Origin of the sequence: Mesorhizobium sp. CA8 (genome assembly GCF_020164955.1) — a bacterium.
GTDB lineage: Bacteria > Pseudomonadota > Alphaproteobacteria > Rhizobiales > Rhizobiaceae > Mesorhizobium.
Genome location: NZ_JAIUHG010000004.1, coordinates 45,401 through 68,583, shown reverse-complemented (window position 1 = coordinate 68,583; position 23,183 = coordinate 45,401). Strand labels below are relative to the sequence as shown.

At 64.5% G+C, this 23,183-nt stretch carries 24 protein-coding genes; 7 read left to right on the top strand and 17 right to left on the bottom strand.

Going from position 1 to position 23,183, the window contains the following annotated elements:
• Positions 1–29 precede the first annotated feature (29 nt).
• The 14 genes from dhaK to LB553_RS06075 form a co-directional block, all read right to left on the bottom strand.
• Positions 30–1,016 (bottom strand): dihydroxyacetone kinase subunit DhaK, encoded by a 987-nt coding sequence (gene dhaK / locus LB553_RS06140; protein WP_224511573.1) that lies wholly within the window; start codon positions 1,014–1,016, stop codon positions 30–32.
• 77 nt (positions 1,017–1,093) lie between these two features.
• Positions 1,094–1,525, bottom strand: a complete 432-nt coding sequence (locus LB553_RS06135; RefSeq protein WP_224511572.1) for a hypothetical protein — start codon at positions 1,523–1,525, stop codon at positions 1,094–1,096.
• A gap of 7 nt (positions 1,526–1,532) precedes the next feature.
• Complete coding sequence (ptsP, locus tag LB553_RS06130; protein WP_224511571.1) at positions 1,533–3,107, bottom strand: phosphoenolpyruvate--protein phosphotransferase; 1,575 nt, start codon at positions 3,105–3,107, stop codon at positions 1,533–1,535.
• A gap of 41 nt (positions 3,108–3,148) precedes the next feature.
• Positions 3,149–3,451, bottom strand: a complete 303-nt coding sequence (locus LB553_RS06125; RefSeq protein WP_224511570.1) for an HPr family phosphocarrier protein — start codon at positions 3,449–3,451, stop codon at positions 3,149–3,151.
• A gap of 19 nt (positions 3,452–3,470) precedes the next feature.
• Positions 3,471–3,860, bottom strand: coding sequence for a dihydroxyacetone kinase phosphoryl donor subunit DhaM (gene dhaM, locus LB553_RS06120; protein ID WP_224511569.1), 390 nt, complete (start codon positions 3,858–3,860; stop codon positions 3,471–3,473).
• A complete protein-coding gene (dhaL, locus tag LB553_RS06115) occupies positions 3,860–4,459 on the bottom strand; it encodes a dihydroxyacetone kinase subunit DhaL (protein WP_224511568.1) in 600 nt (199 codons plus the stop codon). Before dhaL ends, dhaM begins: the two co-directional genes overlap by 1 nt.
• 10 nt (positions 4,460–4,469) lie before the next feature.
• Positions 4,470–6,110 carry a dihydroxyacetone kinase subunit DhaK gene (locus LB553_RS06110; RefSeq protein ID WP_224511567.1) on the bottom strand — a complete coding sequence of 547 codons (1,641 nt, stop codon included), beginning with the start codon at positions 6,108–6,110 and terminating at the stop codon, positions 4,470–4,472.
• Positions 6,111–6,171: 61 nt separating this feature from the next.
• The gene (locus LB553_RS06105) at positions 6,172–7,185 is read right to left on the bottom strand and encodes an ABC transporter ATP-binding protein (RefSeq protein ID WP_224511566.1); all 1,014 of its coding nucleotides are present in this window, start codon (positions 7,183–7,185) and stop codon (positions 6,172–6,174) included.
• A complete protein-coding gene (locus LB553_RS06100) occupies positions 7,178–8,284 on the bottom strand; it encodes an ABC transporter ATP-binding protein (RefSeq protein ID WP_224511565.1) in 1,107 nt (368 codons plus the stop codon). Before LB553_RS06100 ends, LB553_RS06105 begins: the two co-directional genes overlap by 8 nt.
• Positions 8,285–8,286: 2 nt before the next feature.
• The gene (locus LB553_RS06095; protein WP_224511564.1) at positions 8,287–8,490 is read right to left on the bottom strand and encodes a hypothetical protein; all 204 of its coding nucleotides are present in this window, start codon (positions 8,488–8,490) and stop codon (positions 8,287–8,289) included.
• 214 nt (positions 8,491–8,704) lie between these two features.
• Positions 8,705–9,655, bottom strand: a complete 951-nt coding sequence (locus LB553_RS06090; RefSeq protein ID WP_041001244.1) for a carbohydrate ABC transporter permease — start codon at positions 9,653–9,655, stop codon at positions 8,705–8,707.
• Positions 9,652–10,599: a carbohydrate ABC transporter permease gene (locus LB553_RS06085; RefSeq protein WP_140846721.1), complete on the bottom strand. Its 948-nt coding sequence runs from the start codon at positions 10,597–10,599 to the stop codon at positions 9,652–9,654. The genes LB553_RS06090 and LB553_RS06085 overlap by 4 nt, the downstream gene beginning before the upstream one ends.
• 123 nt (positions 10,600–10,722) lie before the next feature.
• Positions 10,723–12,054 (bottom strand): ABC transporter substrate-binding protein, encoded by a 1,332-nt coding sequence (locus LB553_RS06080; protein WP_041001246.1) that lies wholly within the window; start codon positions 12,052–12,054, stop codon positions 10,723–10,725.
• 232 nt (positions 12,055–12,286) lie between these two features.
• A complete protein-coding gene (locus LB553_RS06075; protein WP_224511562.1) occupies positions 12,287–12,985 on the bottom strand; it encodes a PIG-L deacetylase family protein in 699 nt (232 codons plus the stop codon).
• A gap of 23 nt (positions 12,986–13,008) precedes the next feature.
• Here LB553_RS06075 and LB553_RS06070 point away from each other — a divergent pair, with 23 nt between their 5' ends.
• The 5 genes from LB553_RS06070 (at position 13,009) to nhaA (ending at position 20,130) form a co-directional block, all read left to right on the top strand.
• Positions 13,009–13,899: a DMT family transporter gene (locus LB553_RS06070; RefSeq protein WP_224511560.1), complete on the top strand. Its 891-nt coding sequence runs from the start codon at positions 13,009–13,011 to the stop codon at positions 13,897–13,899.
• A gap of 55 nt (positions 13,900–13,954) precedes the next feature.
• Positions 13,955–16,417, top strand: a complete 2,463-nt coding sequence (gene hrpB, locus LB553_RS06065; RefSeq protein ID WP_224511559.1) for an ATP-dependent helicase HrpB — start codon at positions 13,955–13,957, stop codon at positions 16,415–16,417.
• Positions 16,418–16,518: 101 nt separating this feature from the next.
• Entirely contained in the window at positions 16,519–17,844 is a 1,326-nt protein-coding gene (locus tag LB553_RS06060; RefSeq protein WP_224511558.1) for an ActS/PrrB/RegB family redox-sensitive histidine kinase, read from the top strand.
• A 231-nt stretch (positions 17,845–18,075) separates the two neighbouring features.
• A complete protein-coding gene (locus LB553_RS06055; protein WP_224511557.1) occupies positions 18,076–18,639 on the top strand; it encodes an ActR/PrrA/RegA family redox response regulator transcription factor in 564 nt (187 codons plus the stop codon).
• Between the two features lie 300 nt (positions 18,640–18,939).
• Complete coding sequence (gene nhaA / locus LB553_RS06050) at positions 18,940–20,130, top strand: Na+/H+ antiporter NhaA (protein WP_224511556.1); 1,191 nt, start codon at positions 18,940–18,942, stop codon at positions 20,128–20,130.
• A gap of 220 nt (positions 20,131–20,350) precedes the next feature.
• Here the strand turns inward: nhaA and LB553_RS06045 are convergent, their stop codons facing one another.
• On the bottom strand, positions 20,351–20,851 hold the full coding sequence (locus LB553_RS06045) for an MmcB family DNA repair protein (protein WP_224511555.1): 501 nt from the start codon (positions 20,849–20,851) through the stop codon (positions 20,351–20,353).
• A gap of 109 nt (positions 20,852–20,960) precedes the next feature.
• On the opposite strand from LB553_RS06045, the gene LB553_RS06040 reads away from it, so the two are divergent.
• Entirely contained in the window at positions 20,961–21,464 is a 504-nt protein-coding gene (locus LB553_RS06040; protein ID WP_224511554.1) for a hypothetical protein, read from the top strand.
• Between the two features lie 43 nt (positions 21,465–21,507).
• Positions 21,508–21,822 carry a DUF6894 family protein gene (locus LB553_RS06035; RefSeq protein WP_224511553.1) on the top strand — a complete coding sequence of 105 codons (315 nt, stop codon included), beginning with the start codon at positions 21,508–21,510 and terminating at the stop codon, positions 21,820–21,822.
• A gap of 344 nt (positions 21,823–22,166) precedes the next feature.
• Here the strand turns inward: LB553_RS06035 and LB553_RS06030 are convergent, their stop codons facing one another.
• Both LB553_RS06030 and LB553_RS06025 read right to left on the bottom strand, forming a co-directional pair.
• On the bottom strand, positions 22,167–22,361 hold the full coding sequence (locus tag LB553_RS06030) for a hypothetical protein (protein WP_224511551.1): 195 nt from the start codon (positions 22,359–22,361) through the stop codon (positions 22,167–22,169).
• Entirely contained in the window at positions 22,333–22,821 is a 489-nt protein-coding gene (locus LB553_RS06025; RefSeq protein ID WP_224511549.1) for a hypothetical protein, read from the bottom strand. Before LB553_RS06025 ends, LB553_RS06030 begins: the two co-directional genes overlap by 29 nt.
• Positions 22,822–23,183 lie beyond the last annotated feature (362 nt).

Below are 23,183 nucleotides of genomic sequence, written 5' to 3'. Positions count from 1 at the left end.
AAGCCAGGTTCGCAGCTTTCCTTGCGCCTCTAAATGCCCCAGCGCAGCGCCGCTGTGTGTACCGGCGCGTCCCATAATGTTGACGTTTCGTCGTCCAGCATGGTCAGCGTGATCGAGCATCCCGCCATGTCGAGCGAGGTGACATAGGACCCGACGAGCGAGCGGACCACCGTCACGCCCTGCTTCTCGAACATCCTGCGGGCGCTGTTGTACATCAGATAGAGCTCCATCGACGGCGTGCTGCCGAAGCCGTTGACGAACAGCAGCGCCGGTCCTTTGGCGCGGTCGCCAAGGTCTCCGGCGATCGCCGCGCAGACCTCCTCGGCGATGGCATCGGCGCTCTTCAATGCGTCGCGGCGCCGGCCGGGCTCGCCATGGATGCCGACGCCGAATTCCATCTCGCCATCGCCGATCTCGAAGGTCGGCTTGCCGGCGGCCGGCACCGTGCCGCTGGTCAGCGCCACGCCCATGGAGCGCGTCGCGGCATTGACGCGCTCGCCCAGCGCCTTGAGATCGGGCAGGGCCATGCCTTGCTCGGCCGCCGCGCCGACGATCTTTTCCACCACCAGCGTGCCGGCCACCCCGCGCCGTCCGGTCGTGTAGGACGAGTTCTCGACCGCGACGTCGTCATTGGTCACCACTTGCAGCACGCCGTCCGCCATTTCTGCCGCCATGTCGAAATTCATCACATCGCCCTCATAGTTCTTGACGATGAACAGGCAGCCGGCGCCGGTGTCGACGGCCTCAACGGCCGCCAGCATCTGGTCGGGCGTCGGCGAGGTGAAGACCTGGCCGGGGCAGGCGGCGTCCAGCATGCCGTGGCCGACAAAACCTCCATGCAGCGGCTCGTGGCCGGAGCCGCCGCCCGAGATCAGCGCCACTTTGCCGGGCTTCAACGCCCTGCGGCGGATGAATTTGCGGTCGTCTCCGAGCACGAGGATATCGGCATGAGCCGCCGCAAAGCCATCGAGGCTTTCGGCCAGCACCGTGTCCACCGAATTGATGAATTTCTTCATGACGGTCCTCCCGACTGTCTTCAGTTTACGCAATCCCGAACGGAAAACCGCGACATACTTCCTGGACTTGCTCTTGCTCAGCCGCTGCCCTTGCCGGCGATGCTGGTTATCTTCTGGATGAATTCGTTGATCGCCCGGTCGAGCGCGGCGTTCTGCCTGTCGTCGCCGAAATCCGGCACGATGAGCGAGACATGGCGTGTCTTGCGCGGCCCTGAGGCCGCGGGCGCTTTGCCGGGGTGCGCCTGGTGATAGGCGGCCATGAACTGGTCGCGCTCGGCCTGGCTGAAGTGGCAGACGGAAAAGATGGAAGGCAGATGCTTTGATGGGATCGGGATCGAATAGGCCGGGCTCGAGATCTGGGTGACGAAGCTGCGGTGCTTGCCGAGCGCATCGGCAAGGCGCTGGCGCATGCCCGACGGGCGCTGGTCGATGACCTGCGACAGGATCGTCTTATAGGCGCGGATCGCCTCTTCCGAGCCTGTTTCCGATATCTTCTCGGTCTTGGCCATGCCGCGTCTACACCGCAACGTCGGCGATGGCCGCCTTGGCCATGGCGAGTTGCGCAGGGGCGACCGATAAGTCGCGCAAGCCCGCCTCGATCAGCGCCGGGATGGCTGCCGGATCGCCGCCCGCGTCGCCGCATAGGCTGACCGGAATACCTTTCGCTCGTCCGAAGGCGGTGATCGCAGCAATCAGCCGCAGCACCGCCGGATGGCGCGCGGTGTTGAGATGCGCCACGGCTGCGTTGTCTCGCGCGGCCGCCATCACATATTGCGTCAGGTCGTTGGAGCCGACCGAGAAGAAGGCGACATCGGCGAAATCTTCGGGCGCCAGCGCGACCGAAGGCACCTCGACCATGATGCCGAGCGGCGGAAGCCGGTGCGCCACGCCCTGCGCGGCAAGCGCGGCTTCTTCTTCGGCGAACAGCGCGGCGGCTTGGCTGTACTCCTCAGGCGTGGCGATCATCGGGAACATCACCTTCAGATTGCCGTGGATGGCGGCGCGCAGCAATGCCCGTATCTGCACGCGAAAAATGTCGCGCCGCTTAAGCGAGAGCCGAATACCGCGCAGGCCGAGAAACGGGTTGGTTTCCTCGATGGTGAAACCCGGCACCGGCTTATCCCCGCCGGCATCGACGGTGCGGATGGTCACCGGCTTGTCGCCGGCCCATTCCAGCACCTTGCGGTAGGCACGGTATTGCGTCTCCTCGTCCGGCAGCGTTTTGCCGAACAGGAATTCGGTCCGCATCAGGCCGACGCCGTCACAGGTGGCGATATCGATACCGTCGACGTCGGAAGGGTAGGCGATGTTGACCTGGACGCGCACGGCGGTGCCGGCCCTGGTCACCGCCGGCTCAGTCAGGAATGTCTTCGCCGCGCCCAGCCGGTCGGCGAAGGAGGAGGCGGATTGCCGGAAGGCTTCGATCTCGGCCTGGGACGGCGAGAAAATGATCCTGCCGTGTTCCGCGTCGAGCAGCGCGACACCGGTGAGCGTTTCAGCCTCGTCGCCGAGACCGACGACCATGGGCACGCCGCGCGAGCGTGCCAACATCGCGACGTGGCTGGCGGTGCTGCCGGACCTCAACGCTATGCCGCCGCCCTCGCTCCAATCTGTTTCGAGGAAGCGCGTCGGCGCCATGTCGTCGCCGTAGAGGATCGCCCCCGGGGGTGCCACGGCCTCGCTGTCCTGACTCAGCGCGCGCAGCACCTGGTCGCGGATGTCACGCAAATCCGCGGCGCGGGCACGGAAATAGTCCTGGTCCGACGCTTCGTAGCCGGCGATCTCGCTGTCCAGCGCGGTCCGCCAGGCGACATCCGCCGGCTGCCCGGAGCCGATCGCCGCCAAGGCCGGACCGCTCAATGCGTCGTCCTCGAGCATGGCGATGTGGAATTCGAGGATGCCGGCGGCGTCGCCATCGGCGGTTTCGACCAGCGCCGCCAGCCGGCCGACGGCCTTGCCGATTGCGCTCACCAATGCGGCTTGTTCTTTCTCGGCGCTGGCCTTGGCCTTGTAGCTGGCCGGAGGCTGATCGAGGTCGAACAGCGGGCCTTCGGCGTAACCGGGAGAGGCAGGGATACCCTCAGCCCGCATGGCTCGCATTCCTTGCGGGCCTGCCGTCATGCAGATCGGTCTCAAGCGGACCGGGCATGATCCGCGTCCTCGTCGAAGTCGCGCTGCACCAGATCGACCAGCGCTTTCACCGCCTGGGCCGCGCCCTCGCCCTTAGCGCGGATATGCAGCATGGTGCCCTTCGGCGCCTTGGCCGCCATCACCTTGACGATGCTCTTGGCGTCGAACCAGGGACCGTTGGCGGCCACCGCCACTTCCACCTCGGCCGCGAACGACTTGGCGAGCTTGGTGAACTTCACCGAAGGGCGCGCGTGCAGTCCCACCGCGTGGGTGATCAGGACCGTTGCTTCGGCGGATGCGGACATTCAGTCGGTTCCCGTTCGTTCACGACGGCGACAATTCATGCGCGGTCGCCACCACTTCCTTGAGCGAGGCGCCGCCGGAGGATTCGGTTGCAGCCATCACGGCGCCCTCGACGATCGGCGCGTTGCAGACGACGATCTTCTGGGAGCGCGGCTCGCCGATCATTTCGACCGCCATCTCCGAGTTGGTCTCGGCGCCGCCGAGATCGACCAGTATGGCGACGCCCGCTTCCGACCAGGCCTTGTCGATCGCGCCCATGATCGCCTCGACGCTGGTGCCGAGCCCGCCATGGCCGTTTCCGCCGCACCATGCAAGCGGCACTTCGTCGCCCACCATCTGGCGCACCATGTCGGCCGTGCCCTCGGCGACCAGGGGCGAATGCGACACGATGACGATCCCGACATTGCTCATCAATTGCCCTCTATGGCTTCCGCGACTGCGCGCACCAGCAGCGCGGTCGAGCGCGCCCCGGCATCCATATGCCCGATCGAGCGCTCTCCTACGAAGGAGGCGCGCCCGCGCAGGGCCTTCATCGGCACCGTGGCCTCCGCGGCCTTGTCGGCTGCGTCGGCGATCTCGCCAGCCGTCTTGCCTTGCGCCAGTGCCTCATACACCGGCTGCAGCACGTCGAGCATGGTTTTTTGTCCCGGCTGCGATTTGCCGCGCGCCGCCACCGCCTCGATCGCCTTGCCCAGCGCCGCCGTCAGCCCGTCGCGATCCGGGGCAGCGGGCAGCTCCTTGCCGAGCGCCATGAACAAGGTGCCGAACAAGGGGCCGGAGGCACCGCCCACGGTCATCACCAGCTTGGTGCCGACCGCCTTCAGCGCGTCGGGCAGCGGTTTCGCCGCGAAGGCGTCGGCCTCGGCGCGCACCGCCTCGAAGCCGCGCTTCATGTTCAGCCCGTGATCGCCGTCGCCGATCGCCTGGTCGAGCGCGGTCAATTCCTCGGCATGCGCCGCGATCGTATCGGCCGCCGCCGCCATCAATCGGGAGAAATCGGCTGCGGCCATTGTCTGTCCTTCATGCCGGGGCGAACAGAGCCGCCAGGGCAGCGAAAACTTCGGCGACCGCGAAGGCGCCGGGATCCGCCACGTCAAGCTGACTGCCGATATAGGCGGAACGGCCGGCCTTCGCCTTCCGCATCGCCGCGGTTGCCTCGGCGCCTTGCCGCGCCGCTTCTGCCGCTGCTTCCAGCCCGCTTGCGTCAAAGGCTTTCAGCGCCGGCTCCAGCGCATCGACCATCGTGCGGTCGCCGACCCTGGCGCCGCCATAGAAGGTCATCCGGTCGAGCCCCGCGAGCAAGGCCTTGCCGAGCGATGCGCCGGTGCCGAGCGACCGCGAGGCGGCGGTGAAGAAGATCGACAAAAGCACGCCGCTGGAGCCGCCCATCGAGGTGCCCAGCGTATCGCCCATGGCGGCGGCGGTTGCGGCCTTGTCGGCAAGCGGCAGGGTGTCGATGCGCTCGAGGATGCTGCGCGCGCCCGTCGCCACGGTCGAGCCGGTGTCGCCGTCGCCGGCCTTGGTATCGAGCGCGTTGAGCGGCTCTTCGAGCGCGATCAGCTTCTGGCAGACGGCCCTAATCAGCCGCTCCGCGGCCGCATCGCGGCTGGCGGGCTTTATGGCTGTGCCTATGCCAGGCTTGGCCATCGCGACAACGATCGGCTGACGGACCGGCTTCGCCGGCAGCCAGGCATGCGGGCCGACGGGAGCCAGCAGCGCCGCCTCGCGTTCCGCGTTCAGCTTGAGCAGCGACAGCGAGAAGCCGTTCATGTTGAGCGCCGTCATCAGATGACCGGGGCCGATCGTCAGCGTCACGGCCTTGGCGAGCGGCGACGACAAGACGGCGTTGGCGATCAAAGACATTTCGAGCGGCGGCACCGAGCCGAGATTGTTGATCAGCAAGGCATAATGGCTGCCGGGATCGAGCCGCGCGGCAAGGCGTTCGGCCATCACAGCGACGAATGCCCCGGCGCTCTGCAGCGCGATGCGCTCGACGCCCGGCTCGCCATGGATGCCGAGGCCGAGCTCGCCATCGTCAGCGCCGAAGCGCTCCTCATGCGCCTGTCCGGGGATCGAACAGGAGGAAAGCGAGATGCCGAGCGAAAAGATGTCCTTGGCCGCCGCGCGCGCCGCGGCAGCGACCGATGCAAGGTTCCGGCCGGTTTCGGAAAGGTGCCCGGCGATCTTGTGCACGAACAACGTGCCGGCAACGCCGCGCGGCTGCGCGATGTCGGGCAGCGCGATATCGTCGCCGACGATCACCATCTCGACCGCAAGGCCCTCGGCACGCGCCTTCTCCGCGGCCAGTCCGAAATTGAGCCGGTCTCCGGTGTAGTTCTTCACGATCAGCAGGCAGCCGGCTGCCCCCGTCGTCGCGCGGATCGCGGCCAGCACCGCCTCGACGCTCGGCGAAGCGAAGATCTCGCCGGAGACGGCCGCCGTTAGCATGCCGGCGCCGACGAAGCCGGCATGCGAGGGTTCATGCCCCGCGCCGCCGCCCGAAACGATCGCCACCTTCGTCTTGTCCCACTCGGCGCGCAGCACGACCTTGATCTCGGGATAGCCGTCGAGGCGGGCCAGCGTGCCAGATCCCGCCGTGGCGAGGAAGCCGTCCAGCGCCTCGGTGACGATCGTGTCCTTGCGGTTGAAAAAGTGCTTCATGAATTTCGTCCAGTCCGTATCTGCGGTCGTCAATCGGTTTGCAAATTTATGCGCGAGCCGGCTACATCAATCTTTGCCCGTCCGAGCCGAAATAGAGCGGCGCTATGTAGCGGATCGTCACCTTATCCCCTTTGGCTAAAGGTGTGTCCGGATCGGTGAGCGTCACCAGCTTCTTCGGCCCAACCGTCACATGCAGGTGGTTCTGGTCGCCCAAATGCTCGACCCAGTCGACGACCCCGTCGGCATGGCCGTTCATCGCCTTCTCGATCGCGAGATGCTCGGTGCGCGCGCCGATCGTCGTCGTTCCGGCCGGCGCGTCGCCGTCGGGCAGCAGCCCGGCCGGCAAGAGGTTGATCGCCGGCTGGCCAAGGCGCGCCGCCACATGAAGATTAGCCGGCTCAGAATAGATCGCGCGCGGCGTGCCGATCTGCACCAACATGCCATCGGCGAGGATGCCGATGCGGTCGGCCATGGTCATCGCCTCGATCTGGTCGTGCGTGACATAGAGCATCGTGGCGCCGAGCTCGGACTGGATGCGCTTGAGCTCGAGCCTGAGATTGGCGCGCAGCTTGGCGTCGAGCGAGGACAGCGGCTCGTCCATCAGGTAGATCGCGGGCTTCCTCACCAGGGCGCGGCCGATGGCGACGCGCTGCATCTCGCCGCCCGACAGTTTTGTCGAGCGGTTGTCGAGCTTGTGGTCGATGCGCACCATGCGCGCGACTTCCTCGACGCGCCGCCGCACAGCCTCTTCGGGAAACCGCCGCGCCGGCGAGCGCAGCGGGAAGGCGAGATTGTCGAACACCGAAAGATGCGGATAGAGCGAATATTGCTGGAAGACGAAGGCGGTGTCGCGTTCTGCTGGCGACAGCGCCGTCGCGTCATGGCCGCCGATGTGGATCGTGCCGCTGTCCGGTCGTTCCAGTCCGGCGATCAGCCTGAGCGTCGTCGTCTTGCCGGCGCCGGTCGGCCCGAGCAGCACGACGAATTCGCCGTCCTTGATAACGAGGTCGAGATCGCTGATCGCAACGGTGTCGCCAAAACTCTTGGTCACGCCCTGGATACGGACATCAGCCATGGCGCGCCTCCGCTGCCTGATCATGCATGGCGGTCCTGACCGCGCGGCCGGAACCCTTCTCGAACAGCGACAGCCGACCGCTGCTTAGCGTCAGCCCGACCTGTTCGCCGGGGCTGAGATGGATGCCCGCCGGCACCCGCGCCTTGATGATGCCGTCGGCCGTCTCCACGGCGACGATCTGCGTGGTGCCCAGATATTCCGTGCCGTAGATCGCGCCGCGCAGCTTCGAGCCATCGTCGAAGCGGATGTGCTCGGGCCGGATGCCGAGCGCCATGTCGGCGGGTGCCACATCCTCGCGTACCTCCGGCACCGCCACCTTGGCGCCCTGCACGACGATCTCCTTAGCGCCCCTGGCGAGCCCGCCGCCGAATTTCAGGAAATTCATCGGCGGCGAGCCGATGAAATCGGCGACGAACATGGTTGCCGGCCGGTCGTAGATTTCGCGCGGCGTGCCGAACTGTTCGATGACGCCGTGATTCATCACCGCTATTTTGTCGGCCATCGACATCGCTTCCATCTGGTCATGCGTGACATAGACCGTGGTCGCATGGATGCGGTTGTGCAGCTCGCGCAGTTCATGCACCATCAGATCGCGGAACTCGGTATCGAGCGTGCCGAGCGGCTCGTCCATGAGAAAACATTTCGGCCGCCGCACGATGGCGCGGCCGAGCGCGACGCGCTGCCGGTCGCCGCCGGCAAGGCCGGAGACGGACTTGTCGAGCAGATGGTCGATGCGCAGCAGCTTCGCCGTCTCTTCGACGCGGCTGCGGATTTCGGCCGAGGGCATGCCCTGCGCCAGCAGCGGGAAGCCGATATTTTTGCGCACATTCATGTGCGGGTAGAGCGCGAAGAGCTGGAAGACGAAGGCGATGTCGCGCTCGCGCGCCCGGCGCATGGTGACGTCCTCGCCGCCGAGCAGGATCTTGCCGCCGGTCGGCAGCTCGAGACCGGCGATCATGCGCAGCGTCGTCGTCTTGCCGCAGCCGGACGGGCCGAGCATGACGAAGAACTCGCCGTCCTCGACGACGAAATTGGAATCCTGCACGGCGACGAATGCGCCGAAGGCCTTCCTCAGGTTCTGAACACGGATCTCGGCCATCGTTATTCCGGGAATTTCGAGATAATGATGAACATCACCGCGCCGGCAAGCATGGTGACGAAGGAATAGGTGTAGAGCGACAGCGCGAAAGGCTGGAACAGCATCAGGAAGCCGATCGCGATGATCGCGGTCGCGATGTTTTCCATCAGGCCGCGCCTTGCCCAGCGCGGCCAAGAGGAGCGCTTGGAGGCAACAGAGCGGTTCATGCGTTCCTCCCTTCCTTCCCGTTCAAGGGGAGAGATGGTTGCCAGGTGGTTCCCCCACTCCGTCGCTGCTTCGCAGCGCCACCTCTCCCCCCTCCGGAGGGAGAGGAAGGGAGCCTGGCTGAATGAAGTTCGCGCCCTTCCTCTCCCCCGTCGACCGGGGGAGAGGTGTCGAGCGAAGCTCGACGGAGTAGGGGTCGACTTGTTCCCATACTAATCATTTGCGCACCGCGCCAAAGGTGATGCCGCGCAGGAGTTGCTTGCGGAGCAGGATGGTGAAGACGAGGATCGGCACCAGGAAGATGGTCGTGCCCGCCGCCACTGCCGGCCAGTCCTGGCCGCCTTCGCCGATGATGGTCGGGATGAAGGGCGGCGCGGTCTGCGCGGTGCCGGAAGTGAGCAGCGCTGCGAACGCATATTCGTTCCAGGCAAAGATCAGACAGAAGATGGCGGTCGCGGCAATGCCGGTCGTGGCCTGCGGCAGCACGGTGCGCCAGAAGGCCTGCAGCCTGGTGTAGCCGTCGATCATCGCGGCCTCCTCATACTCGCGCGGGATCTCGTCGATGAAGCCCTTCAAGAGCCACACAGCCAGCGAGACGTTGACCGCGGTGTAGAGCAGGATCATGCCGAGCGCGGTGTCGGACAGGCCGAGCTCGCGATACATCAGGTAGATCGGGATCGCCACCGCGATCGGCGGCATGAAGCGCGTCGACAGGATGAAGAACAGAAGGTCGTCGGCCAAAGGCACCTTGAAGCGCGAAAAGCCATAGGCCGAGAGCGTGCCGAGGAACACCGCGCAGAAGGTCGAGCCGAAGGCGATGATCAGCGAGTTGACGAAGCGCGGCAGGAAGTTCGACGGGCCGGCAATCACCATGTTGCGCTTGCGCACGGTCTCGTCGCAGAAGCCGGTCGCCGGTCCGAGCGAATTGATATATTCCGGCGTCTGCCTTGTGCGTGTGGTGAAGAGGTTGCAATAGCCCTCGATGCTCGGCTGGAAGACGATCTTGGGCGGATAGGCGATCGAATCCGGCGGCGTCTTGAAGCTGGTGGCGAAGATCCAGAGCAGCGGCACGATCGAGATCAGCGCATAGGCGATGATGATCGTGCCGGCGATCAGCTTCGCGTTGGACGAGGGCGCGACGACGGAATGGGCGGTGGTCAGGCTCATCTCTGCTTCACCTTGTTGAGCGCCTTGACGTAGATGTTGGCCAGCCCGAACACCGCGACGAACAGGATGATGGCGAAGGCCGAGGAATAGCCGGTGCGCCAGCTCTCGAAAGCCTGCCGCTTCAGCGTGATCGAGGCGACCTCAGTGGTCGAGCCGGGTCCGCCGCCGGTGAGCAGGTTGACCATGTCGAACATCTTGAAATTCTCGATGCCGCGGAACAGCACCGCCAGCATGATGAAGGGCAGCGCCATCGGCAGCGTGATCGACCAGAATTGCCGCCAGTTGGAGGCGCGGTCGACCTCCGCCGCTTCATAGATGTATTCGGGAATGGAGCGCAGACCGGCGAGGCAGATCAGCATGACGTAAGGCGTCCACATCCAGGTGTCGACGATGATGATCGCCCAAGGCGCCAGCTCGACATTGGACAGCATCTGCACATTCGTCGGCGGAATGCCGGTGACGAAGGAGACGACGTAGGAAAACAGGCCGATCTGCGGCTCGTACAGGAAGCGCCAGAAATTGCCGACCACCGCCGGCGACAGCATCATCGGCACCAAGATGATGGTGGTCCAGAAGGCGTGGCCGCGGAATTTTCGGTCAATCAGCCAGGCCAGCGTGAAGCCGATCACCGTCTGTAGAAGGATCGTCCAGAACACGAAATGCGCCGTCGTCTGCATTGCGATCCAGATGTCCTGATCGCCGAGGATACGCCGGTAATTGGCGAGCCCCAGATTCTTCACCACCTCGTTCGGCCGGTTGGCGCGGAAATTGGTGAAGGAGAGATAGATCGCCCAGAACAGCGGGAAGATGTTGATGGCCAACAGCAAAAGGATCGTCGGCGAGATGAACAGCCAGGCGAGGCCCTTGTCGCTGATGCCCCGGATCTTCTTGGCCAACGGTTCCGGTGTTGCCCGGGCAACGTTGTCCGCAGTCCGATCGAGCATGGTAAGTCCTGCTTCGGTCACGGGTAAGTCTCGCCTGTGGAATTTATCTGAACTGCGTCCCGTGCCAAGGGCGGCACGGGACGCTGCGGTTGGGCTCGGGAGGAGCCTTACATCTTGCCCCGACTACATCTTGCCGTCGTCCTGGAAGACCTGCGTCCAGTCCTTGACGAGGCCGTCTAGCGCATCCTTGGCCGAGCCCTGGCCGGCGACGACATAGTCGTGGAAGCGCTTCTGCGACGCCTGCAGCAGCGGCGCGTAACTGGGTTCCGCCCAGAAGTCCTTCACGATCGCCATGGAGTCGAGGAAGGCCTGCGCATAAGGCTGGCTGGACGGGAATTTCGGATCCTTGACCACCGAGTTCAGGCAGGAATAGCCGCCGAGTGACCACCATTTGGCCTGCACGTCCTTGTTGGCGAACCACTTGATGTATTTCAGCGCCGATTCCTGCTTGTCGGAATAGGAAACCACCGAAATGCCCTGGCCGCCGAGCTGCGCGAACTGGTCGCCGTCGGGACCCTTCGGGTTGACGAAGTAGCCGATCTTGTCGCCGCCGACATTCTCGTCCTTCTGCAGGCCGGGCCAGGTGAAGGCGAAGTTCATATGCATCGCCACCTGTCCGGATTTGAAGGCGTCGACGCCCTCACCCATGTAGCTGTTGGAGGCGCCGGGCGGAGTGCAGCAGTCGTAGAGCGCCTTGTAGAACTCCAGCCCCTTCACCGATTTCTCGGAGTTGACGAAGCCTTCCATCTCATAGGGCTTCTTCGGGTTCTCATACTGGAAGCCGTAGCTGTAGAGCACGTCCATGGCGCCCATGGTAATGCCCTCCGAGCCGCGCTCAGTATAGATCGAGGCGCCGTAGACGGTCTTGCCGTCGATCTGCCGCTTCTGGAAGAATTCGGCGATCTGCTTCAGCTGGTCGAAGGTGGTCGGCGGGGCGAGGTCCCAGCCATACTTCTCCTTGAATTCCTTCTGCAATTCGGGCCGCGAGAACCAATCCTTGCGATAGGTCCAGCCGACGACGTCGCCCATGGCCGGCAGCGCCCAGTAGTTGGGCGTGTTCTTCGGCCATTCGGAATAGCCGACCACGGTCGCCGGCACGAAGTCGTCCATGCTGATCTTCTCCTTGTCGAAGAAGTCGTTCAGCTTGACGTAATGGCCGTTCTCGGCGGCGCCGCCGATCCACTGGCTGTCGCCGATGATCAGGTCGCAGAGCTTGCCATGCGAGTTGAGCTCGTTGAGGAAGCGGTCGGCATAATTGGTCCACGGCACGAACTCGAATTTCATGCCGATGCCGGTTTCCTTGGTGAAGTCCTTCGACAGTTCCACGAGCGCGTTGGCCGGATCCCAGGCCGCCCAGCACAGCGTCAGGTCTTCCGCATGCGCGACGTTCGAGACGGCTGTCGACGCAAAGATCGCCGAGGCCAGTCCCAACGCCAGTTTCAAGGTCGATTTCATGCCTTACCTCCCATTTGCGAAACGCGTCCGGATGACGGTTTCAAGACCCCTCAACCCTCGCTCCTCCGAGCGCCCAAACACGGCGGGCGATGCGCCGCCCGATGTTTAGTAATTTGTTTAGTGATGCTCTTTTTACTAAACAACGCAAGCGAATTCGTTGCTGCGCCGCAGCATGGCGAAAGGTGTCATTGAAATCGTTGGGAAATGCCGCCGGACCTGTGTCCCTCTGACGTCAGCTGGCCGCGTTGGCGGGGCCCGGGCTTGTCGTCAGCGGCCGGATCGGCGGCGCGGGCGGCAGCAGCGCGCGTATGTCGGCGAAGGGGAAGGTCGGCTCGAAGCGGAAGGCCTCGGCAAGCGCGCCGGAGGCGCCGTTGCACTGTCCGGCGCGAAACTCGTTCTGGAGGCGCGCCCTGTGCAGATAGTGCTCCGGACCTTGCGACTGGTGCGCGAGGATCGCTTTCGCCTTGATGTCCCAATGATGCGAGATCTCGACATAATGGGTCGGCGAAAAACCGGTGCCGCCGAGCGTGTCGGCATGCAGCACCGGCACCGCGAAGGATGCGGCGAGCCGCACGCCGTCGGACAAGGCGCGGTGGTCGCCATGGTAATCGTATGGCGCATGGGTGATGGCGAGATCGGGCTTTACCTCGCCGATCAGCGCCTTCAGCGCCGCAATGAACGCGGCATCGGCGACGAGCTCCCCGTCGGGAAAGTCGAGGAAGCGCGGCTCGACGCCGAGGAGGCCCGCCGCCTTGGCCGCTTCCTTGCGCCGCAAGCGGGCAAGCGCCTTGGGGTCGCCCATGCCACCTCTGGCACCATCGGTGGCTATGGCGAAAGTCAGTCCTGCGCCTTGCGCGGCATAGGCGGCCAGCGTACCGAACATGAATATCTCGATATCGTCGGGATGTGCCCCCAGCGCCAGTATCTTCACGTCTCTCTCCCGGAAATGGAATCGTGCCGAACGGAATCCTGCTCGCTCTTCTCGCTTACGCAAACTATTCGTTCAGCGACGCCGTCATCAAGGGTCTGGGCGGGCAGTTCACCGTCTTCGAGATCGGCTTCTTCATGACCTTGTTTGCCGGTTGTTTCCTCTTCTTCGCCCGGCCGAAGGAGGAGCGCTGGCGCGATTTCTGGCGCACCGGGCGGCCCTGGGCCGTACAGGCACGCGCTTGGGCCGGCATCGCGTCGGGCGTGCTCAGCGTCTATGCCTTCACCACCATTCCGCTGGCGGAGGTTTACGCGCTGCTCTTCCTCGCCCCGTTGCTCGTCACCGTGCTTTCGACCGTCATCCTGAAGGAGGAGGTCGGTCCCTGGCGGTGGCTTGCCGTGATCGCCGGCTTCGCCGGTGTCATGCTGGTGGTGAGGCCGGGCTTCCGCGAATTGCATCTTGGCCATCTCGCCGCCTTCGCCAATGCCTTCGTCGCGGCAACCATCGTCATCCTAATGCGGTCGCTTGCCCAGCAGGAAAAGCGTACGACCATGTTGGGCTCGCTGATCGGCTATGGGCTGCTCTTCAACGGGGTCGGCGCGGTCGCGACGTCATTTACGCTTCCCAATCTGTGGCAACTGGGCTGGCTGGTCCTGGGCGGCCTGTTCACCGCCGGCGGCCAATTGCTGCATCTCCTGGCGGCCAAATACGCGCCGGCCAATCGCATCGCCCCGACGCATTATTCGCAGATCGTCTGGGCGGTCATCCTCGGCGCGATGTTCTTCAGGGAATATCCCGATGCGATGACGCTGGTCGGCCTTGCAGTCGTCGGCGCCTCAGGCCTCCTCACCATGGTGCGCGAGGAAGTGCGGCTTGGCACCGTGCGCTGGAACCCGTTTACGCGTGCCCGGCTTTGACCGGCATGGGCCCGACACGTTGCACGGCGACCGCGACCGCTGATATGCGGGCAAAATGACGACGAAACCCTTGCCGGAGCTTCCGGTCACGGCCGTGCTGCCGGCACTCGGAGAAGCGCTCTCGCGGCGCAACAACGCCGTGCTGGTGGCGCCGCCGGGCGCCGGCAAGACGACGCTGGTGCCGCTGGCGCTGCTGGACGCGCCTTGGCTCGGTGAGGGCCGGATCGTGCTGCTCGAGCCGCGGCGGCTCGCCGCCCGCGCCGCTGCCCGCCGCATGGCCGAACTGCTGGGTGAGGAGCCCGGCGGCACGGTGGGCTACGCCATGCGCATGGAGAACCGCACCTCGGCGCGGACAAAGATCCTGGTCGTCACCGAAGGCGTGCTCTCGCGCATGATCCTCGACGATCCGGAACTGCCCGGCGTCTCGGCGGTGATCTTCGACGAATTCCACGAGCGTTCGCTCGACGGCGATTTTGGTCTGGCGCTCGCGCTCGACGTGCAGGGCGCGCTGCGGCCGGACCTGCGTCTGCTGGTCATGTCGGCAACGCTCGACGGCGCGCGCGTGGCGAGGCTTTTGTCGGACGCACCGGTGATCGAGAGCGAGGGCCGCGCCTATCCGGTCGAGATCCGCTACGACGAGCGGCCGGCCGGCACGGCGATCGAAGACGCCATGGCCAAGGCCGTGCGCGCGACTTTGGCCGGCGAGCAGGGCAGCGTGCTCGCCTTCCTGCCCGGACAGCGCGAGATCGAGCGCACCGCCGAGCGGCTCGCGGGCAATGTCGCGGCCGACACCGACATCGTTCCGCTCTTCGGCCAGCTCGACAACAGGGCGCAGGATCAGGCGATCAGGCCGGCGCCGGCCGGCCGCCGCAAGGTGGTGCTGGCCACCTCGATCGCCGAGACCTCGATCACCATCGACGGCGTGCGCGTCGTCATCGATTCCGGCCTGTCGCGGCTGCCGCGCTATGAGCCGGCAAGCGGTCTGACCCGCCTGGAAACCGTGCGTGTCAGCAAGGCTTCGGCCGACCAGCGCGCCGGCCGCGCCGGCCGCACTCAAGCCGGCGTGGCGGTGCGCCTGTGGCGCGCGGAGCAGACCGCGTCGCTTCCCGCCTTCACGCCGCCCGAAATCCTCGACGCCGATCTGTCCGGCCTGCTGCTCGACTGTGCCGCCTTTGGCGTCGCCGATCCGTCGAGCCTTTCGTTCCTCGATCCGCCGCCGGCGCCCGCTCTCAATGAGGCGAGGGTGCTGCTACGCGCGTTGCAGGCCATCGACGATGCCGGCAGGTTGACCGAGGCGGGCGCCGCCATGCGCAAGCTGGCACTGCCCGTGCGATTGGCGCATATGGTGGCCGAAGCGGCGAAGAGCGGCCACGCGCTCGAAGCAGCGACGCTTGCCGTGCTCTTGACCGAGCGTGGGCTGGGCGGCGACAGCGCCGATCTGGAGCGGCGTCTGATCCGGTTTCGCGGCGAGAAATCCCCCCGCGCCAACCCAGCCAGGCAGCTCGCCGAGCGTTTGGCCAGGCAGGCCGGTGGCGGCCAGGGCGGCGAGGCGGCCTCCGCAGGCGCCCTTCTGATCCACGCCTGGCCGGATCGCGTGGCAAGGGCGCGCGGCGAGCGCGGCCGCTTCGTGCTGGCCAACGGCTCAGGCGCCATGGTCGATGCCGCGGATCCGCTCGCCAATGAAACCTGGCTGGTGGTCGCCGACCTGCAGGGCAAGGCGCAGAATGCCCGCATCACCGCCGCCGCTCCGGTCGGCGAAGCCGATATCCGCGCCGCCCTGGCCGATCGCATCGAGACGAAGCGCGAGACGAGTTTCGACCGCGAGCGCCGAGCCTTGCGCGTGCGCGGGACCGCACGGCTCGGTGCCATCACGCTTTCCGAACGCATGCTGCCGGCGCCGTCAGGCGCCGATGCAGACCGCGCCATTCTCGATGCTCTGAAAGAGCACGGCCTGTCGCTGCTCGACTGGGGCAAGGAAGCGGAGGCGCTGCGCCAGCGGCTCCGCTGGCTGCATCGCGGCCTCGGAGCGCCCTGGCCCGATGTTTCGGACGAAGCGCTTATCGAGGGCCTCGATGATTGGCTCCTGCCGTTTCTCTCCGGCGACGCCTCTTTCGCCGCCATTAAGCCGGCGGCGCTGTCGTCGGCGCTGATGGCGCTGGTCCCGCACGACCTGCAGCGCAAGGTCGACGCGCTGGCGCCGACCCATTTCGACGCGCCGTCCGGTAGCCACGTGCCGATCCGCTATGACGGCGAGTGGCCGGTGCTTTCGATCCGTGTGCAGGAACTGTTCGGCCTCGACCGTCATCCGGCGATCGCAAACGGAACCGTTCCGCTGACGCTCGAATTGCTTTCGCCGGCGCACCGGCCGATCCAGACGACGCGCGATCTCCCCGGCTTCTGGCGCGGCTCCTGGGCGGACGTGCGCGCCGACATGCGCGGCCGCTATCCAAAACATGTCTGGCCGGAAAACCCGCTGCTGGCCGCCGCCACCAGCCGCGCCAAACCGCGTGGAACGTAATGCATGTCGCCCAAAAGTGCGCAGCGGTTTTGGGACAACGACATGCATCAGGCAAAGACGATGCTCTATCGTTTCCGCTCCTGCGGCTGTAATCCTTGGCAATGAGCAATATCCTGCGCGCGCCCGATTCCCAGCAAAGCCAGCGGCTGCGGCTCAACACGCTGATCCGCCTGCGCTGGCTGGCGATCGTCGGGCAGAGCCTGACCGTGCTGGTCGTCGCCTATGGCCTGAAATTCCCGCTTCCGGTGTCGATGTGCTTTGCGCTGATCGCCTGCTCGGCCTGGATGAATCTGTGGCTCACCTTCCGCTATCCGGCGGCGCATCGGCTCACCCCGCTTTCGGCCTTCGTGATCCTCACCTTCGACGGCGTCCAGCTCACCGGCCTGCTCTACATGACGGGCGGCCTGACCAATCCGTTTTGCGTGCTGCTGTCGGTGCCGGTCGTCATCTCCGCCGCTTCGCTGCCGCTGCGGTTCACGGCCATCCTTGGCGCGTTGGTCATACTGGCGGCCACGCTTCTGGTGTTCTTCCACCTGCCGCTGCCCTGGTATGAGGGCTCGCCGCTGCCGATGCCCTTCATCTATGTCGCCGGCATGTGGATGGCTGTGTTTGCCTCGATCGCCTTCACCGCCATCTATGCCTTCCGCGTCGCGGCGGAAGCGCGCCTGCTCGCCAATGCGCTGGCCGCCACCGAACTGGTGCTGCAGCGCGAGCAGCATCTTTCGGCGCTGGACGGGCTGGCGGCGGCGGCCGCACACGAGCTGGGCACGCCTTTGGCCACCATCACCGTCGTTGCCAAGGAGATGGAAAAGGCCCTCGGCAAGGATCCGAAATATGGCGAGGACGTGAAGCTCTTGCGCTCGCAAAGCGAGCGTTGCCGCGAGATCCTGAAGCGGCTGACCAGCCTTTCCTCGGAAGGCGAAGCGCATCTGTCGCGCATGCCGCTCACTTCGCTGGTCGAGGAGGTGACGGCGCCGCATCGCGATTTCGGCATCTCGATCCGGCTGCGGCCCGGCGAGCGCGTCGGTCCCGAGCCGGTTGGCCAGCGCAGCCCCGGCGTCATCTACGGGCTCGGCAATCTGGTCGAGAATGCCGTTGATTTCGCCCGCAACGCCGTCACCGTCAGCTGGAGCTGGGACAATGAGAAGGTCATCTTCTCGATCACCGATGACGGGCCGGGATTCCCCGCCGAGATCATCGACCGCATCGGCGAGCCCTATATGTCGACGCGCCAGGGCACGGAGGCCGGCGGCGGCTTGGGGCTTGGGCTGTTTATCGCCAAGACCTTGCTGGAGCGTTCCGGCGCCACCATCGACTTCCGCAATTCGAGCGGGCTCGGCGAGGGTGCGGTGGTGCAGATCGCCTGGCCGCGCAACCTCTTCCTCAACCAGGAACAGGCCTCGGCCACCATGTTCGACAATGCGTAACCTTGGTCGGATGGTGCGCAAGCCCTGCAACAACCGCATGGCAGCTCTGTTGCCGGCTCTAAAAATTGGACATTGCCCCTGCAGGACTGTATCTGCGTAAAAGTGAGGCATGTCGCCCAAAACTGTGCAGCGATTTCAGGAAGTCGACATGCCCGGAAACAAGGATTTGAAGGGCCTTCGCCAGAATGGGTCTCGGCGCGGCGCGCTTTGGATCGGTAGGATGCCGATAAGATGAGCGGAGACGAAACGACTGGCGCAATGGTCGAGGGCGAGGACACCTCGTTGCTCATCGTCGAGGACGACAAGCCGTTCCTCACCCGGCTTGCCCGGGCCATGGAAACAAGGGGCTTCGTGGTCGAGACGGCGGAGAGCGTGGAAGAGGCGGTCGCCAAGGCGCGCGCCCATCCGCCGGCCTATGCGGTTGTCGACATGCGGCTCGGCGACGGCAACGGCCTGGACGTCGTCGCGGCCATCCGGGAGAAGCGCGGCGACGCCCGCGCCATCATTTTGACCGGCTACGGCAACATCGCCACGGCGGTGACCGCCGTGAAGCTTGGCGCCGTCGATTACCTGTCGAAGCCCGCCGATGCCGACGACGTTTTTGCCGCGCTCACCCGCACCTCCGGGGAACGCGCGGCGCCCCCGGAAAATCCGATGTCGGCCGACCGCGTGCGCTGGGAGCACATCCAGCGCGTCTACGAAATGTGCGACCGCAACGTCTCCGAGACGGCGCGCCGCCTCAACATGCACCGCCGCACGCTGCAGCGGATTCTCGCAAAGCGGGCGCCGCGCTGAACCAGCGTCGTCATCCTAGGGCGAAGCAGGAGTGAAGCTCCGTCGCGAAGACCCTGGGATCCATTCCGTGACCCCGGCCGCAGAATGCAGCGGAGCCGAATTCTGCACCGTCGCAACGCTCTGACGTTACGGAATGGATCCTCGGGTCTGCGCCGCGTCGCTTCGCTTGCTTCGCCCGTGGATGACGAAGCGACGGGCGTTTCGGCCAACTTCCGAAGCAGGCTTGCTTCGCCAGCCGGGCTGCGCATCATTACGTTATAGGTTTCCGGCCGTCAGGTCGGGGTGACGGGCGGAGGGACCATGCGAGACGAACGGTCGAAATCGATCCTGCGCGAGTTCCTCGATGGTGAGGCCGCCGGCGGCATCATCCTGATGGTGGCCGCAGCTCTTGCGCTGATCGTCGCCAACTCGCCTTTGGCCGAAACCTATTTCGCCGTCTTGCACGCCTATCTCGGGCCGCTCAGCGTCTCGCACTGGATCAATGACGGGCTGATGGCGGTGTTCTTCCTGCTGGTCGGGCTGGAGATCAAGCGCGAGATGCTCGACGGGCAGCTCTCGACCTGGCCCCGCCGCGTGCTGCCGGGCATTGCCGCTGCCGGCGGCATGGCGGTGCCGGCGCTGGTCTATGTCTTGGTCAACCGCGAAAATCAGGCAGCGCTCTCCGGCTGGGCGATCCCCACCGCCACCGACATCGCCTTCGCGCTCGGCGTGCTGTCGCTGCTCGGCAGCCGCGTGCCCGCTTCGCTGAAGGTCTTCCTCACCGCTCTGGCCATCATCGACGATCTCGGCGCCGTCATCATCATCGCGCTGTTCTACACCAGCGGCCTGTCGCTCACTTATCTGGCCGCCGCCTTCGTCGTCATCGCCTTGCTCGTCGTGCTCAACCGCATGCAGGCCATGAAGCTGTGGCCGTATCTCCTGCTCGGCGTCGTCTTGTGGGTACTGGTGCTGAAATCGGGCGTGCATGCCACGCTGGCCGGCGTCGCCCTGGCGCTCACCATCCCGCTGGAGCGGTCTCCCGGCATCGGCCACGAAACAGAACATTCGCCGCTGCACCGGCTGGAGCACGGCCTGCACAAGCTAGTGCCGTTTCTCGTCATCCCGATCTTCGGCTTCGCCAATGCCGGCGTCTCGCTCGGTGGCCTGAGCTTTGCAGCCCTTGTCGAGCCGCTGACGCTGGGCGTCGCCGCCGGCCTGGTTCTCGGCAAGCTGGTCGGCGTTTTCGGCTCCTCGGCGCTGGCGATCCGCTTCGGCCTCGCCGACTTGCCGATCAATGCCGGCTGGCTGCATATGCTGGGCATTTCGCTGCTTTGCGGCATCGGCTTCACCATGAGCCTGTTCATCGGCCTGCTCGCCTTCGCCCGCGACCCGGCGCTCCAGGACACGGTGAAGGTCGGCATCCTGGCGGGCTCGCTGATTGCCGCGCTGCTCGGCGCCGCCGTCCTGCTAACGGCGGCGGCCAAGGGTGGAGCTGAGGAAGAACTGGAGTAGGCAAGCCGCGACGCCATTTCCTCGCCCCCGCGAAAGCGGGGGAGAGGTGGCCCGGCGGAGCCGGGACGGAGCGGGGGCGCCCTCCGTCAAGCCAAAGCCGATGCAGAACAAGGCACAAGGCCAATCGCAATCCGAACAACCGCCGAGCGTCGCGCTGACCCCTCTCCGTCCCGGCTGCGCCGGGACACCTCTCCCCACTTCGTGGGGCGAGGAAACAGCCCTATTCGCTCTCTCCCTCCAGCGCCGGCACGGCGACGCCGGCAAGCTCGGCCGCCAGGAGCCGCGCGGCGCCTGCGCGGGCAATCCGCAGCATCAGCGCCTTGCGCGTCGCAGCCGCCATGCGGTGCTCAGGCGCATCGCGCAGGATCTCCGCGCCATAGCCGTCGGAGAGGATGAAGCCGCATTCCTCGGGGAAGATGTCCTGGGGAACGCCGGGATGGGTGGCGAAGAAGAAGCGGTCGGAATGCAGCCGGTAGTCCGGCCATTTGCGGTCGACCCTGAAATCCTCGATCGAGGATTTGATCTCGATGATCCAGATGTCGCCCTGCCTGGTCAGCGCCACGAGATCGGCGCGCCGCCCTGTGGCCAGGGAAAGCTCCGGCATCACATGCGCGCCCATTTCGGCAAGCAGCCGCTGCACGCCGCGCCGCACCAGCATGGCGCGCTCGGACTGGCGGCCGTCGATCAACGGGTTAAGAGGAATCGGGGAAACGAGTGGCATGGGAGGCACCATGCCAGATTTTGTTCACGGTTTGAACCCCTGTCAGGCCGGCGATTATCCGGTTGACAAACCCATTGGCGCATCTGAGGTGCGCTGATATGAAAAGCGCATGGGGAAGCTTATCGATCACATCAAATCGGAATGGCACGTCATGAAGGGCGCGCCGGGTTCCTTTGTCTTGTTGCTGCTATTTGGTTTGGCGGCTGGATTCGGCGGTGGTTTGGCTTGGCGCGGCCAAGAAGTCGCCAATATAGAAAGCTTGGTCAGGGTCAAGGAGGCGGAGCGAGAATTCTCCGAACGGCAACTGACTGAGATAAAAACCAAGCTTTCGGAAAATCCTTCATCGGTCGATATCATTGGAGGCAAGACGGCGAAGCCGGACCCTCGCGTGGATCAGCTGAAGAGCGTCTTTACCGATAGCGGGTGGAGCGTCGGCACCAAAAGCATCGCCCCGCCAAATCCAGCGCAGAACCTTACCCTACGCACACCGGACGACAAAGCCGCCCACACTTTGGAGAAGGCCCTCAATGAGGCCGGAGTCCATTACGACACTGTAAAGCCGAACGACGCCAGCGGCGTACAAGAGTTCCAGCTAAAGCCAAGTACGTTCTAGCTCATGTCCGGAGAGTGTGTCGTTACTAATATATGAAACGTGAGTGGACGTTTCCCCGCCTCCCAGCCGTTATTGGACTATGCCGAGATTCTTTTTCGAACTCTGCGACGGTGGAGAGGTCTATCACGATGCTCAGGGGACCAATCTGCCAGGCTTAACGGAGGCGCAAGACCGCGCCTTCGAATTGCTGCGCAAGGTCATTCCTCAGGTGATGCGCCGCAATGGGGGAGAATACCGCTATCGCGATCTCGCCTACACGGTCCGCGACGGCACTGGCCGCCAGCTGATGAAGATTCGATTTGAATTAGGAACGCCCGCAGAGACGGAAAGCCCTAGCGCTGAGGGCGATCAACACTAGGGCTTGAGGCATGTACGCTGTACCTGCATGACCTTGCGTTAGGGTGCGCTAATATCGTGAACGAAGGGTGAATCGCACACCATCTGTAGAGGATAGGCGATTAAAGTGAAACAGGAATATAGTCACTGACAGGCCGGCAATTTCAATGAGTGCTTTTGAACAAGAACCAAGCGACGACGCAAATCCCCGAGAGCACCAAAAGACTGGCGGCTCTTAGCCAGCCCTCCAATTCGTAGTTGCGCCAGCGCTCACTATAGTTCTTGTCACGATCCAGGCTTGCGTCAAGGATCATGAGCCGGAACCGTTCTAAGAGATTTGGCTTGCGAGGCGAATTGTCCACGGCGCTAGTCCTTGGCTTCGTCACGTTTGCGCCGCGCCAGTTCCTTTATCTGTTCGGGAGTAAGCTTCTCGGCCTTCGCGACCCTCGCAACGGCGTTATCATACTCCTCGTCCCCCACACTCTTTAGGACTCGGGCGGCTTCGCGGAATTTTTCAATTTGGCTAGCGCTCTCACTCAAACGCGCCTTTTCCCTTTTCATCGTGCGTTTCCTCGCCAACAGATCGATCGATAAGATCTAAAGCGTTTTGCTCGGGCGTGGCCATGTCGGCCATGATGTAGCCAGCGCCGGGGATATTGGTGAACCTCGTTTTTTCCCGCCAGAGGATCGTTCCAACATATCGTGGCTTGTCCTCGCTGTGCAATTCAATCCCTGCGCTTTCCAGTCTTGAGACGATCTCGGCGCGGGTCAGAGGATGTCCAGCGTCCCGAATCACCTTCTCGGACAGGTCCGCAATTTCGTGGGGACGCAGACGGCGCGGCCTGCGAACGCTGGTAGTTTCCCTGTTTCCCGCGGGTGGTGATTCATCAGAATGGGGTTCACTTTGTTCCTGTTCTGATCCGGAGAATTGTCTATACATATCCAGAAACGCGTCAATTTTGGCCAGTTCAGTTTCGATTTCCTTCTTTCTTTTCAAAGCGTTAGAGTAGGCGATATCCATCTCTGCCTCCTGTAGGGTGTCAAAGAGGTATCACGATGTTGCGAAAACCGCAACAAAGGACTCGTTAACCACATTGTCTGGAAACACGGAATTACAGCTACTTGCCTGAACCACATCAAAAGGCATATATTAGGTGGGCGCGCATCTAAGAAACGCGTCGCGGAGGCGAAGATGATGAGAATATAGCGATGCCCCTCACCGTTCTGGCCATCGGCGCAGGAGGGGCAGGAGAAAACGAAAGGCCGCCAAACCGTTTGCAGCGGAGAGGCGGCCCTGAGATGACCAGCAACCGAATGAGAGGCGGTAGAGCCTCGCGATCACTAGCATACACCTTAGAATCGCACTTCTGCCGCCTCTTTTCA